Origin of the sequence: Lysinibacillus sp. FSL W7-1291 (genome assembly GCF_038593415.1) — a bacterium.
Lineage (GTDB): Bacteria > Bacillota > Bacilli > Bacillales_A > Planococcaceae > Lysinibacillus > Lysinibacillus fusiformis_D.
On record NZ_CP151994.1, the window covers coordinates 1,367,383 to 1,379,997 of the forward strand.

Below are 12,615 nucleotides of genomic sequence, written 5' to 3' on the forward strand. Positions count from 1 at the left end.
ATGATAGAGTTATATGTTTTTAATTTACAGTTTGAACTTGTTGGTGAAATTAGTGCATATAAGTCACTTGTAATTGAACGTAATTATGACAAGGTAAGCCAGTTAATTTTACGTATTGCAAGCTCACCAGGAGTGATTGAACTACTAAAGCATGACAATATTTTAACTACGCAAGACAATCCTAATTATGGCTATATAATTGAGCACTTTGATTACACAGATGAGGCCGAAACAGAAATAGAAATCCATGCTTATTCATTAAATTACATGCTCTCCTGGAGATCAATTGAAATACAGCAACGTTACCATGGTAACGTAGAGGACCTAATTAAATACTTTGTCACGATGAATGCTATCACTCCCAACAATCCTAATCGCATTATTCCTAATTTAAGGCTTGCTGCAAACAGTGGAATAAACATTGAGGATGAGTCGACAAAAACTGGTGGAGAAGTTATTGGACATGTCTTTGATATATGCAATAAACATGAAATTAGCATGGATATTTTACTAAATCATTTAGATAAAAAGTTTGATTTCGTTACATGGCAAGGAGTTGACCGAAGCACTCAACAAACAAACAATCCACACGTTATTTTTAGCAAAGAATACGACAATATCATTAACCAAAAGTACGTTCATAATAAAGTAGATTATAGGACAACTGCTATTGTTGCTGGCGAAGGTGAAGGAATTGAACGTACACATGTAGTAACCAACGACCACCTAAAAGGGTTCAATAGGCGCGAATTATATGTAGATGCGCGTGACCTACAAAGTGAGTATTCGGATGATAATGACAAAAAAAAAACTATGTCTCCTGCTGAATACGAAGAGGCCCTTCAAAAACGCGGAGATGAAAAATTATCAGATTTCCAGATCATCGAAACGTTTGAAAGTGAAGTAGATATGTATAGTCAATTTACGTACAACATTGATTATAAGCTTGGTGATCGAGTAAGTGTACGAAATGACGAGATACAACGCATTTTGCATCCACGTGTTATTTCAGCCACTCTAACAAGCAATAAGGAAGGAATAACACTTAGTATTAACTTTGGTAGCAATATCCCAACTATCTACGAAAAGATAAAAAAGAAGGTGAATAAGTAATGACGATATATAGTGGTATTTTCAACAGTGTCAACGGTGATCGTAAATACAATGCATGGTGGTTTGCGAAATATTTCGCTACCTTTATAGGTAATGGTGTTTTTCCTAATCCATCCTCAAATCTTCAAGTAGCTGCATATCAGAATATGAAAGTAGTCGTTAAACCAGGAAGTGGCTGGATTGACGGCTATTTTATTTTTAGTGATGGAGATCATGTGTTGTCATTAGATGTTGCGGATGGTGTTTTAAAGCGTATTGACCGGGTTGTCATGCGTCTTAATCATTTAACTAGGAAAATAGAAATCGTAGTCAAAAAAGGTACATTTGCAAGTAATCCAGTTGCACCAACACTACAACGTGATGCAGACGCTTATGAGCTAGCCCTTGCAGATGTACTAGTCAACAATGGGGCTACTCAAATAACTCAAGCTAATATTACTGACCAGCGGTTAAATAGTACTCTGTGCGGAATTGTACATGGAACAGTCAATCAAGTAGATACCACTACAATATTTAATCAGTATCAAGCGTGGTTCAATGATATAAAAGGCAGCATTGCTGGTGAATTAGACATTTGGCAAGATGCTCAAGAACAAGAATTTTTAATCTGGTTTGATTCAATAAAGGATATTTTAGATGGAGATGTTGCTGGTAATTTAGCATCTCGAATAGCGAGTTTAGAGCAAGGGCTTGATAATCATATAGCTGATGTTTCACATATAAAGTGGATTGAAACCATAGGTGGCACAGCAAATGTATTAACGGCAACCATTGATGGTCTTACAAGCTATAAAAACGGCTTAGCTGTTTCATTTCCAGTTAACTCAAATAGTACCGCAGCAATGACATTAAATATAAATGGATTAGGTGCAATACCAATCAAAAATTCGAATGGTATTGCAGTAAGCAATTTAAAAGCGAATGGAGTATATACTGTACGTTATCGTGCAGGGGCTTTTATCTTACAGGGTGAAGGTGGTGAGTATGGTAATGTTACAGCAAACGATGTACGACAAGGCAAGACGTTTGGTTCACCCGATGGAGTGAAGTCAGGTGCATTGAATTTATCTCAATTGATTCCTGGTAACATCAAGAACGGTGTAACTATTGATGGTGTAACAGGTAATCTTATTGGTTCGCCAACACCTAGTGTTGGAGACGCGCCTGTTTTAGCCGCAGTAGGTTATACAGTGCAATACACAAGCGATTTTAAAAAAATCAAAGAAATTATATGTAATTTCAGTGGCAGAGTCAGAATTACATTTGATCTGTATGGCTCAGGAACTGGAAAAGGTTATGAACATGTCTATGGTCAAATATATATCAATAGCGTACCAAAAGGTATTATAAGAAACAATAATAATAGTTCAGGTACTTTCTATTCAGAGGATTTTGATATAAATAATGGGGATCGAGTACAATTATACGCCCATGGGAGAACAAATCCAGATACGTGGGCAACTAGTGATGTACTTGCTATCTGTTTCGCTTCAAATCCGTTAGGTACAGTCGTTCAAGTATAACAAGTAAAAGGAGTGCATAGTATGTTTTATTTAGAATACGATGATGACACAAAATTAGTGATTAAAATTCATGAAATAGAGCCAGAGTCAGTGGTTGAAGGACATTCAATTGCTAAGAGTGATAGTTTCGATATCGGTATGGAACTTGAATTTATTATTACTGTTGATAGAGTAGACCAAGATGGAAACGTTACTGCATCATCTACAACAAAGCAGATTGTACCAGCTTATCAATTATTGAAGAAAATTGATGAATTAGAAAAAGAGAATCAAGCACTAAAAGGTAGTGTAGCCGATCTGTGGGAAACAATTTTAGTTGCAGGAGGTAATGCATAATGGAGATAGTATTTCTACCAAAATTACGGGGGTATCTGTTTTTAATTAGTATGAGTAGAATTACAATTGAGGATGTTCCAGAACCATATAAGCAAGCAATATCAGACGAACGGTAAACGCAGCATAAGCTAGCGTTATTTTTTATGCTTTTAAATTGCTTCTCATGGCTTTTTATTTTCACTAAAAAGGGCAAAGGACGTGGATAAATGGAACAATCATTTAAATTTTTACTTAGCACAGTAGGCGGAGTAGTGTCGTGGCTTGTAGGCGGTTGGGGCTTACTAATGACGGTGCTGTTAATTTTGAACGCTATCGACTTTCTATCAGGTATGGCAGCTAACTGGGGAACGATTAATAGCAAGCGCGGTTATCAAGGCATCATCAAAAAAGGCATGATGTGGGTTTGGATCGTGGTAGCTAATCTAATTTATTTAGTGCTGCAAGATCAAGGATTTACAATCGGACAGATAATTCCTGATGCAGTTGTTTTAATGTTCATCTTAAACGAATTGGTGAGCTTAGGAGAAAATTCAGCAAAACTTGGTGTGGACATGCCTGCGCCAGTTAAAAAAGCTTTAGAAATCTTCAATACGAAGGAGGAAAATGCAAAATGAGCACAAGCGTAACAACAACATGTCGAGATTTAAGCGAATTAACAGCAACCGCACAAACAGCCTGCCGACTACTCTTTCAAGAATGTTACAAGGCAGGCGTTGACTTTATATTCATCACAGAGACATACCGCAGCCAAGCTCGCCAAAATTACTTATATGAGCAAGGACGAACAAGACCAGGGCAAGTAGTCACTTGGACACGAAATAGTAATCATAAATCACGTAGAGCTTGGGATATTGCTGTAGCACCGCCGCGAAATTTATATGATATTTCTACCCTTTCAAAAGTTGGTGCCATCGCTAAAAAGCTAGGAATCACTTGGGGAGGCTATTGGCCGGTAGGTCAGTATGATGCGCCTCATTTTGAAATACCGACGACGTGGAAGATGCCTAATGGCTATAAATTAGAAGGACAAGTAGTAGTGCCGACAAGTAGTGCTGTAAAGGTACAACTTATTGTAGAAGGTACTCAAAAACCAACAGAAAAGGATGATGACACAATGAAATTCACAAACGAGACAACTAAAGCTGCTGTACGCGACTACCTCAAACAAGCAGTTGATAAAAAGCTAATTGATAAATCACACTTGGAAAAATTCGACGCTGGTACGTTAACTGGCGGAGATTTTGAAGGATTGAAAATTATCATTGCACAACGTATCGCTTAACAGCAGAAGCCTGTTACCTTAATTGGCAATGAGATTTTTTAACCACTTAATTGAATAACGGTTAAAGAACGGCTGGCGTAACCTGTGATTGGCGAATCTGATCCAGCACTAACTCCCACTATATCTCCCGCCGATAATGAAGCCTGAACAATGTAGGTTGAACTACTTCTATTTAGCACATTAAAGAAAGCTATTCCGTCTACAAAAATAGGTTGCCCATTAACTGTAATATTAACAGTGAAATACGGTTGATTTGGATCAGGTAATGCTGTTGCTTGTGCATTTATTGAAATAGTAATCTGATATACACCATTGTTTTGCACTACTAATTCATTGCCAGATGGACTTACTGTTACATTAGATAAAGGGCCAACTTCATGGAATGTAACTGGCGTCACTCCAGGTGGTAAAAGATCTAATGTATCTCCTCGCAGAGACCCATAACCTAATACGCCAGGAGTGACAGGTGCAACAGGCCCAGGAATAGCAACAATTTTAGGGAAGTAGTTCGCCTCACTTTTACAACAGCTTGTCTGTATATGTTTACTTAACACGTCTAGATTCCTCCTCTATGGTTTGTTTAGTATTATATTCTGATCTCTTAAAGTGATTTGGATTAATATCCATAAAATACAAACCGAAATAAATAGACCAAGACAGCTAAATGCCGTCTTGGTCTATTTTCATTTCTAATAATACTTGTTTACGTTCTAACATTAATTCCATGAACTCGTCTAAATCTTCCTCTAAGGCGTGGTTTCTTATAAAGCTACGTGCTCCAGATCGTGCGCTAAGGTATTTAGCACGTTCTTTATTCTTCGCTTGCCAACGCTTATTCGCCTCAGTCTGCGGATTCTTCTTCATTAAATCCTCCTTTTTTAATATAATACGATGATCTTTAAAAGGAAGTGCCTGGATTTTTCCATAATTTACATTTGATGAAACGCAAACGTTTGTTCTAATATGTATACAAACAAACGTTCTTACTTAGAATAAGTAAATAAAAAATTACGAGACGCAATGGGAGGAAACTACGATGAGAGAAAACTACGAAGGAATGCCAGATAGACCTATCATTTGCATCGATATGAAAAGTTTCTATGCCAGCTGTATCGCCATGCTCGAAGGGTTAGACATTTTAAAAGACCCAATAGCAGTCGTTGGTAACTTTAATCAACCTGGTAGTGTAGTACTTGCAGCATCCCCAGTAATGAAAGAACAATTCAAAATAAAAACAGGCAACAGACGTTACGAAATACCAAAGCACCCAGATATTAAGTTATTTGAGCCAAAAATGAGTTTCTTTATTCAAATGTCTATGACCATTACACAACTAATTGCTAATTATGTACCTGTGAATGCCATACATGTTTACAGTATAGATGAGAGTTTTGTGGATTTAACAGGGACAGAGAAGCTATGGGGTTCACCTGAGGAAACAGCTAAGGAAATACAGCAAGCCATACTTGACCAATTTAATGTACCTAGTGCTGTAGGTATGGGACCAAATATGTTGATGGCCAAATTAGCGCTTGATATTGAGGCAAAGAAAACTGGATTTGCTAAATGGACATATGAAGATATTCCCCAGAAGCTTTGGCCTGTTCGACCCCTTTCTGAAATGTGGGGAATCGGTAAGCAGATGGAGGCAAAGTTAAATGCAATGGGTATTCAAACGGTCGGTGGTTTAGCGAATGCTGATTTAGATGAATTAGAAAAGAAATTTGGCATAATGGGCAATCAACTCTATTACCACGCATGGGGAATAGATCTATCCAAATTAGGGGAGCCGTTAATAGCAAATGGAGCGTTAAGTTTTGGGAAGGGCCAAATGCTGATGAGGGATTATCACACACGTAAAGAAATCTCTGTAGTGCTCCTCGAAATGTGCGAAGATGTCATGAAACGTGCGAGGGATGCTGGATTTGTTGGGCGTACTATCAGTTTAGGCTTATCATACAGTCACAATGCAATGACTAAAGGGTTTCATCGTTCAAGGACTATCTCAAATCCGACAAATGAAACACTCGAAATATATAAAGTCTGCATTGAATTACTCGATGAACATTTTGCTGGTGAACCAGCTCGGCAACTATCTGTCCGTATATCCAACTTAGATCGAGAGCAAAGTATCCAATTAGATTTATTCGATGATCGAAAACCGCAACGGCAGCTGATTGGTCCAACGATGGACGCAATACGCAATCGTTTTGGTGCTACAGCTTTATTACGTGCTGTTTCGTTTACAGATGCAGGTACAGCTATCAGCCGTGATCGATTAGTTGGTGGGCATTTAGCATAAGTTGAATACTTCAATCATTTAAGTAATGAACAGGTGCTCGAATGAGGCCTGTTTTTTGTTCAAAAAAAGCCACTCGATTGAGTGACTGATTTATTGTGTTTCTCCATTAACATTAACTTGAGTTGCGTTCATAGCTCCTGTCATTCCTACTACATTACTGACACCTAAATCAGATGCAGCATATCCATCACCTGATAATGGTCCTAATGCTTCCACAGTATCACCTATACTCACATCAATTTCATATGGAGGGAAAACAGGAAGTACATAACCGTGGTCATTCTTAATTAATAGTGCGTTTTCCATATTTCCGAATAAGCCTTCTAATGATTTAACACCAACTACTTCACCTTCGAAATAATACTCCATACCTTTGAATTTCGATTCTGTTTTATCATAAAGCATTGCTCCAGGCTTTGCAGGATTTAATTATGCATTTTTTTCACGTATTGTCAAAGTGCTAGGTTTACTTGGCTCCGTTGCGGGTTTTGTATCTTCTTTTTGATTATCTTTTGTTGCCTGTGGTTGTTTCTGTGAGTTTTCAGTATTAACAGTTTGTTCTTTGTTCATTGTATCATCTGATGTATTTGTGGAGCTTTCTTCTTCTGATTTTGCCACTGTTTCTACTACATCAATTTTCTCCTCTTCAGGCACTTCAAACGTGAACATAAAAACTGTAAAAGAAACGATCATTACTACTAGTGAAGCACCAGCAAACATTAATTGCTTTTTACCTTTTGATTTGTTTTTTCTACCAAAGTGAATAGTAGCAATGAATACAAAAATAAAAATAGCGATTGCACTTAGTCCAGACAAAATAAAAAATAAAGTATCCATTTAATCGTTCATCCTCCTTACATTCCATTTTAGGTAACTATATGGAAAATGTATATACAAAAAACAGACAACCTTATTTAGTTATCTGTTAATCCCATTCCAGTATGTCGTCAAAGCTTTTTATTTCTAATGTTTTACAAATGGTTTCTAGATGCGCTTTGTTAATCGTGTCTCTTCGATTGTTAACAATTTCACTGATAGCAGCTTGGCGAATGCCTGTCATTTCAGCCAATTTTGATTGTGTGAGTCCTCGTTCTTCCATTACTTCTTTTAGTTTTATCCGCATTGTAAACCACCCTTCGCTAATTGATCTCTTATTCAAAATATATCAGAATATACGTTTATACGCAATATCAAATAAAAGTATAAATTCATATTGACTATACGAATATTCGTATAATATACTGTTATTAGTAATTACGAATAAACGTATATACGTAATGGAGGTGTTGGTATGGATATTTACGTAATCCATCTAAGTACAAAAAACGGAAACAAAAGCAAAGGTACTGCAATGCTAGTGGACACAGGTTATAAAAAATTAGAACGTGCTCAAAGTGTTTTGATGAATATTGGATTTGAAATGGTTGATGAAACTAATTTCAAAAAGACGACGGAAACAGGTAGTGAGCAAAAGGCTCAAATTGTTAAAGTTCATTTTTATGACTAAGCAAGTTTGGAATAGAAAGTGAGGTGAATAACGTTGGCATTCGAATACTTAGCACAATACATAACATTCAATTCAGTAGCAGATATGGATAAGAGTGTGGAGGACCACATGGCAGTTCACTATTACGAATTAACAGAATCAGAAAGAGCAATCATTTACAAACTTGCATCACACAGCTTAGAACACACAGGTGTATGCCACTTGAAAGCAAGTACTATTGCTACAGCATTAGAGATAAGCACAAAGACGGTTTATCGATCAATGAAGAAACTAACAGAGTTAGGCATCATCGAAAAAGTACCAAGTACTAAACTGAACGGCATTAAAGGGGCTAGTATTTATCGCATTTTACCTTATGTCCCATCGAGCGTGTCCCAACGAGAAACAGCTCAGGCCAGCAGTAATGACGCGGTTTCTGAGGATTTTACAGAAAACCAATCATCTAAATCTTTTAATCATTTATCTTTTAAAACAAGCACTTTACAAGAAATATATAATAATGCTCACGCTGAAAAAAAAGCTCATAAGGAATGGATGAATGAGTATCAAGCTATGCTATTTGATTTCATGAATAGCTTGCCATTAACAGACAACTTGAAAGATGAATTGCACAAGGTTGTAATAGCTGCACAAGTAAATTCTGTGGATGAATTTATAAAAGCTAAGAACGTGCTATTTAAAATTGCTATGGATATTAAAGAAGGTATTTTAACAGTCACAAGCACATTACGAGCCGTATTCACAGGAGCATATAACAAGGCTGTAGAGCGTTCAAGTATGAAGCTTAATAAATCATCATCTATAGAAGAAAAAGCAGATAGAGAGCGCCCAGTACCTTTCTATAATTGGCTGAATGAGCGTGATAGTCATCACCAATCAATTAGTAGACCGACTTTGGATAATTGGTTGGTATGGTGATTTTTATACCCACTTGTAACTCGATATGATGTCTAATGAAATAGGGTGTTTTTATTAAAAACATTATATAGAACTTATCCTAATAGAAATTAAAATGTGTAAAAAAAATATATAATGTATAATTAAGGGAATGGTAGAAAAAATATATGTTAGAGGTGTTCATAAATGAATAATATTAAACTAGATGACCCTAAATTATTTGGTAATTTAGCAGCTGAAGATGAAGACATAGACTTGTTAGATTCTTATTTTGTAGATAAATCTGTTTATGATTATTTTAGAAGTGAGGATAAATTATGGATTGTTAGAGCAAAAAAAGGTATGGGAAAGTCAGCACTTTTAAAAAAAGTTGCTTATGAAAAAGTTAATGCTAACCAAGATGATATAGTTATACAAATTAAAGGTTCAGATCTAATAAAAAATAATTTTCCTCAAACCTTGGATGTTCAACAATTAATTTATATTTGGCAGAGTGCCATTTGTAGTAGAATAACTGCTGAAATAGGGAAAAATTTATCTCTAGCTCTTACAGATGATACCATAACTATGGTAGAGAACTCAGAACTAGAAGGCTTTAAAGAAAAAAATATAATTGGTTGCCTAGTTGAAAGGTTAAAACGAAAGGTTGGAAAAATAGAGTTAGACAAACCTAAAATGGAAAATCCACTGGCTCTTCTAGAAAGATATCAACAGAAAAAAGATCGAAGGGTTTGGTTTTTTATTGATGATATTGATGCAACTTTTAATAATTCACAAGAAGAAACTAAACGATTATCAAGTTTTTTTACTGCATGTAGATATTTAATTCAAGAAGTTAATGGATTATTTATTAGAGCTTCTATTCGTACAGACGTATGGACTGTAATTGCTGATGAGGATGAGGCGCTAGATAAAGTAGATCAACCTCAATACATGATGGATTTAAGTTGGTCTGAAGATGAAGTTGAGAATATAATTGCAAATAGGATAAAAAGCTATATTATAGCCCATGTTAAAAATCATAACAAATATGGGTACATAAAAAATAATTTTGATGATCCTAGAAAAATTGAATATATTATGAATGAAATTTTCAAGCCAATATTGCCATGGGGAAAAGGTAAAAGAAAACCAGCTGTAGTTATATATACATTATCAAACAGAAGACCTAGATGGGCTATACACCTTTGCTCTTTCGCTGGCAAAGCTGCAATTAAGAAAGGGAAAGATAAAATTGGTATATATGAACTAAAAGCGAATTTAGAGGAATATGGAAAAAGGAGAATTACAGATATTGTTAGAGAACATCAACACCAAAGCCCGAATATCAGAGAGTTTATTAATATCTTTGCAAAAAAGCAAGTTCGATATACAACAGAAGAGTTATTAGATTTAATAAAAAATAATATTATTTCGAAAATGCAACCTTCTATTGAAGGTGTTATTGGAGACCCCAATGAAATGGATATAGCTTATTTTCTTTTTAGGATGGGGTTCATTACTGCTAGAGAAGAGTTAACAAATGATGAATATAAACATCATCATTTTGAAGATGATCACACTCTTCTTAACTCTCAAATTGATCCTGACAAAGGGTTCACTTGGGAGATACACCCTAGTTTTAGAGATGCTTTAAAAATATCTGATATTAAATCAAACCAAAAAATCGGGAAAGTTACCAATTTCTATAATGATAAAGGGTATGGATTCTTAGAAACAGAAAAGGAAAAGAGCATATTCGTTCATTATTCTGAAATAAATAAAAGAGGATATAAATCATTGAGTATGGGGGAAAATGTTAGTTTCACTATAATAAGTACTCCTAAAGGGTTACAAGCTAAAAATGTAAAGATATTAAATTGAAAATTTGAATTCTCTCATAAACTTTGTGTTCAGATACAAATAGGTTGACATTATGTGTAAAATAGTGCTAAACGAGTTATATGCTTGCATAGATAATAAAGTACTATAAAAAGAGGCTGGGACATAACTCGATTATATTGAAAAACAATAAAAATGTATATTATTTTTTTACTTCAAGTAGTTAAATACGCCTTCCTAAATCAAAAAAATGTTAGAACAATTATATCTTGGTCTAACATTTTTTCTTTTTGTCCCAGCCTCTAATTAATTTGTTTTACACGGGCAGTGGTGTTCCGCCACCAACCCAAATAGCTGTGATTTGTCCTAAAGCAGTTAACGTTGCGGTTCCTTCACCAAGGGCATTGCCGAACAGACTGCCGACAGAGCCAGCTAGGGAAATTCCCGAAAAGCCTGAGCCATCTAACCCTGTAATAGCGCCAACCACTGCTAAAGTGACCACGGCAATTTCCTTTGTTAAAGGTACTACCGCAGCAAGACCAACACCAAGATCATTGACAATTCCATGTGAGGTAGCGGGTAAATGGTCACCGAGAATTTGTGTAAAGCCAGCATCTCCAAGATAGAAAAAGGCGGCAATAGGGATGACAGGTCCAAACACTTTAAAGCCGAATTGGAATCCTTGAATCAAATAGCTTGTCGTCTTTTCGAGCCCCTCAGCTTTGTGAGTAACAACACTAAGCAAAAGTAAGATGAAGACAGAGGTTCCTCCGATTAAAGCTGTTGCATCGCCGCCTTGCAATTTAAAGACAGCCATTGCAATGACATCTAAGACGAAAGCAATGGGAATGAGTACAGCAAAAAATCGTCTTTGCCCGACAGACAGTAAATTTTCCACAATTTCATGTCTATCTTCACCAGCTTCACCGACAGTATTCAAAAGTAAGGTTCCTCGTTTCATATCTCGTCGTAAGAAAAAATAAGCAACAATTGTCGTTACAATCCCCATTGTAATGACGAGTGGAATACTAGCTGAAACGACATCACCAACAGGAATTCCAGCTGCATCAGCCGTTAGTTTTGGAGCCCCTTGTATGACAAAATCACTTGATAACGCAATACCGTGCCCAAATAAGTTCATCGCCATGGCAACGCCAAGTGCTGGGAGGCCAGCCCGAATCGCAACAGGTAATAGCACCGCCCCTAACAGTGCCACTGCAGGAGATGGCCAGAAAAACCATGAGATAAACATCATTAATAGACCAATCGTCCAATAGGCGAGTGCTGGTGTTTTAATAATCTTCGTGAAAGGTGCAACCATAACCTCATTAATCCCAGAAATCATCATCACTCGACTCATGGCAACAATAATCGAAATAATAAGAATCGTTGATAGCAGCTCTGTAATAGCATAAATAAAGCTGTTAAACACACCACTTATGGACGAAGTGAAATCGCCAGTCGCAACAATCGCTAGCATAAAGATGCCTACTACACAAATGAGGGTGGTATCGCGACGTTTAACCATAAATCCGATGATGAGTACAATAAAAACAACATAAATCCAATGGAGAGCTGTGAATTCAATCCCCATACGTTTCCCCCTCAATATTCTGATTCTATAGAATATGAAGAGAAAAAAAGATGGTGATGATTTTGAAAAATTTTGACCTAGGTGAAATGCTGTGTGAATTGAAAATAGAAATAATTAACTAATAATGATGGAAAATTAAGTTAGTAATGAAGTGCTCAAATTGTAAGGAGAACTTTAAGCAATCTAAACTATAGGATTTTCGAGTGTCGTTATCTACATCTTTGCAAACTATCTCAAACG

General features: G+C 36.2%; 15 protein-coding genes. 9 read left to right on the forward strand and 6 right to left on the reverse strand.

Going from position 1 to position 12,615, the window contains the following annotated elements; genetic code table 11:
* The 5 genes from NST76_RS06535 (at position 1) to NST76_RS06555 (ending at position 4,254) form a co-directional block, all read left to right on the forward strand.
* A complete protein-coding gene (locus NST76_RS06535; protein WP_342544802.1) occupies positions 1 to 1,113 on the forward strand; it encodes a siphovirus ReqiPepy6 Gp37-like family protein in 1,113 nt (370 codons plus the stop codon).
* Entirely contained in the window at positions 1,113 to 2,636 is a 1,524-nt protein-coding gene (locus NST76_RS06540; RefSeq protein ID WP_342544805.1) for a hypothetical protein, read from the forward strand. Before NST76_RS06535 ends, NST76_RS06540 begins: the two co-directional genes overlap by 1 nt.
* Positions 2,637 to 2,657: 21 nt before the next feature.
* Positions 2,658 to 2,972 (forward strand): hypothetical protein, encoded by a 315-nt coding sequence (locus NST76_RS06545; protein WP_342544806.1) that lies wholly within the window; start codon positions 2,658 to 2,660, stop codon positions 2,970 to 2,972.
* 206 nt (positions 2,973 to 3,178) lie between these two features.
* The gene (locus tag NST76_RS06550; RefSeq protein ID WP_342544807.1) at positions 3,179 to 3,586 is read left to right on the forward strand and encodes a phage holin family protein; all 408 of its coding nucleotides are present in this window, start codon (positions 3,179 to 3,181) and stop codon (positions 3,584 to 3,586) included.
* Positions 3,583 to 4,254 (forward strand): M15 family metallopeptidase, encoded by a 672-nt coding sequence (locus tag NST76_RS06555; protein WP_342544808.1) that lies wholly within the window; start codon positions 3,583 to 3,585, stop codon positions 4,252 to 4,254. Before NST76_RS06550 ends, NST76_RS06555 begins: the two co-directional genes overlap by 4 nt.
* Positions 4,255 to 4,292: 38 nt before the next feature.
* Here NST76_RS06555 and NST76_RS06560 read toward each other — a convergent pair whose 3' ends face one another.
* Together NST76_RS06560 and NST76_RS06565 are read right to left on the reverse strand one after the other, a co-directional pair.
* Positions 4,293 to 4,808 carry a hypothetical protein gene (locus NST76_RS06560; RefSeq protein WP_249645839.1) on the reverse strand — a complete coding sequence of 172 codons (516 nt, stop codon included), beginning with the start codon at positions 4,806 to 4,808 and terminating at the stop codon, positions 4,293 to 4,295.
* A gap of 106 nt (positions 4,809 to 4,914) precedes the next feature.
* A complete protein-coding gene (locus NST76_RS06565) occupies positions 4,915 to 5,118 on the reverse strand; it encodes a hypothetical protein (RefSeq protein WP_249645838.1) in 204 nt (67 codons plus the stop codon).
* A 172-nt stretch (positions 5,119 to 5,290) separates the two neighbouring features.
* Here NST76_RS06565 and NST76_RS06570 point away from each other — a divergent pair, with 172 nt between their 5' ends.
* Complete coding sequence (locus NST76_RS06570) at positions 5,291 to 6,556, forward strand: UV damage repair protein UvrX (RefSeq protein ID WP_342544812.1); 1,266 nt, start codon at positions 5,291 to 5,293, stop codon at positions 6,554 to 6,556.
* 90 nt (positions 6,557 to 6,646) lie between these two features.
* Here the strand turns inward: NST76_RS06570 and NST76_RS06575 are convergent, their stop codons facing one another.
* From NST76_RS06575 to NST76_RS06585, 3 genes are all read right to left on the reverse strand, one after another.
* Positions 6,647 to 6,961 (reverse strand): hypothetical protein, encoded by a 315-nt coding sequence (locus NST76_RS06575; protein ID WP_342544813.1) that lies wholly within the window; start codon positions 6,959 to 6,961, stop codon positions 6,647 to 6,649.
* Between the two features lie 24 nt (positions 6,962 to 6,985).
* Positions 6,986 to 7,393 carry a hypothetical protein gene (locus NST76_RS06580; protein WP_342544814.1) on the reverse strand — a complete coding sequence of 136 codons (408 nt, stop codon included), beginning with the start codon at positions 7,391 to 7,393 and terminating at the stop codon, positions 6,986 to 6,988.
* A gap of 88 nt (positions 7,394 to 7,481) precedes the next feature.
* Positions 7,482 to 7,679, reverse strand: a complete 198-nt coding sequence (locus NST76_RS06585; protein ID WP_340809465.1) for a helix-turn-helix transcriptional regulator — start codon at positions 7,677 to 7,679, stop codon at positions 7,482 to 7,484.
* A gap of 168 nt (positions 7,680 to 7,847) precedes the next feature.
* Here NST76_RS06585 and NST76_RS06590 point away from each other — a divergent pair, with 168 nt between their 5' ends.
* The 3 genes from NST76_RS06590 (at position 7,848) to NST76_RS06600 (ending at position 10,823) form a co-directional block, all read left to right on the forward strand.
* The gene (locus NST76_RS06590) at positions 7,848 to 8,063 is read left to right on the forward strand and encodes a hypothetical protein (protein WP_342544815.1); all 216 of its coding nucleotides are present in this window, start codon (positions 7,848 to 7,850) and stop codon (positions 8,061 to 8,063) included.
* Positions 8,064 to 8,096: 33 nt separating this feature from the next.
* Positions 8,097 to 8,981, forward strand: a complete 885-nt coding sequence (locus NST76_RS06595) for a helix-turn-helix domain-containing protein (protein WP_342544816.1) — start codon at positions 8,097 to 8,099, stop codon at positions 8,979 to 8,981.
* A 165-nt stretch (positions 8,982 to 9,146) separates the two neighbouring features.
* Positions 9,147 to 10,823 (forward strand): cold shock domain-containing protein, encoded by a 1,677-nt coding sequence (locus NST76_RS06600; protein ID WP_342442927.1) that lies wholly within the window; start codon positions 9,147 to 9,149, stop codon positions 10,821 to 10,823.
* A gap of 274 nt (positions 10,824 to 11,097) precedes the next feature.
* On the opposite strand, the gene NST76_RS06605 is transcribed toward NST76_RS06600, so the two are convergent.
* Positions 11,098 to 12,375, reverse strand: a complete 1,278-nt coding sequence (locus tag NST76_RS06605; protein WP_342544818.1) for a hypothetical protein — start codon at positions 12,373 to 12,375, stop codon at positions 11,098 to 11,100.
* Positions 12,376 to 12,615 lie beyond the last annotated feature (240 nt).

What these genes read in the sequence shown, in the direction of transcription:
- NST76_RS06590 (WP_342544815.1), top strand. Translation starts at nt 7,848, where the DNA reads ATGGATATTTACGTAATCCATCTAAGTACAAAAAACGGAAACAAAAGC.
- NST76_RS06535 (WP_342544802.1), top strand. Translation starts at nt 1, where the DNA reads ATGATAGAGTTATATGTTTTTAATTTACAGTTTGAACTTGTTGGTGAA.
- NST76_RS06570 (WP_342544812.1), top strand. Translation starts at nt 5,291, where the DNA reads ATGAGAGAAAACTACGAAGGAATGCCAGATAGACCTATCATTTGCATC.
- NST76_RS06575 (WP_342544813.1), bottom strand. Translation starts at nt 6,961, where the DNA reads ATGCTTTATGATAAAACAGAATCGAAATTCAAAGGTATGGAGTATTAT.
- NST76_RS06585 (WP_340809465.1), bottom strand. Translation starts at nt 7,679, where the DNA reads ATGCGGATAAAACTAAAAGAAGTAATGGAAGAACGAGGACTCACACAA.
- NST76_RS06605 (WP_342544818.1), bottom strand. Translation starts at nt 12,375, where the DNA reads ATGGGGATTGAATTCACAGCTCTCCATTGGATTTATGTTGTTTTTATT.
- NST76_RS06555 (WP_342544808.1), top strand. Translation starts at nt 3,583, where the DNA reads ATGAGCACAAGCGTAACAACAACATGTCGAGATTTAAGCGAATTAACA.
- NST76_RS06545 (WP_342544806.1), top strand. Translation starts at nt 2,658, where the DNA reads ATGTTTTATTTAGAATACGATGATGACACAAAATTAGTGATTAAAATT.
- NST76_RS06580 (WP_342544814.1), bottom strand. Translation starts at nt 7,393, where the DNA reads ATGGATACTTTATTTTTTATTTTGTCTGGACTAAGTGCAATCGCTATT.
- NST76_RS06540 (WP_342544805.1), top strand. Translation starts at nt 1,113, where the DNA reads ATGACGATATATAGTGGTATTTTCAACAGTGTCAACGGTGATCGTAAA.
- NST76_RS06550 (WP_342544807.1), top strand. Translation starts at nt 3,179, where the DNA reads ATGGAACAATCATTTAAATTTTTACTTAGCACAGTAGGCGGAGTAGTG.
- NST76_RS06565 (WP_249645838.1), bottom strand. Translation starts at nt 5,118, where the DNA reads ATGAAGAAGAATCCGCAGACTGAGGCGAATAAGCGTTGGCAAGCGAAG.
- NST76_RS06600 (WP_342442927.1), top strand. Translation starts at nt 9,147, where the DNA reads ATGAATAATATTAAACTAGATGACCCTAAATTATTTGGTAATTTAGCA.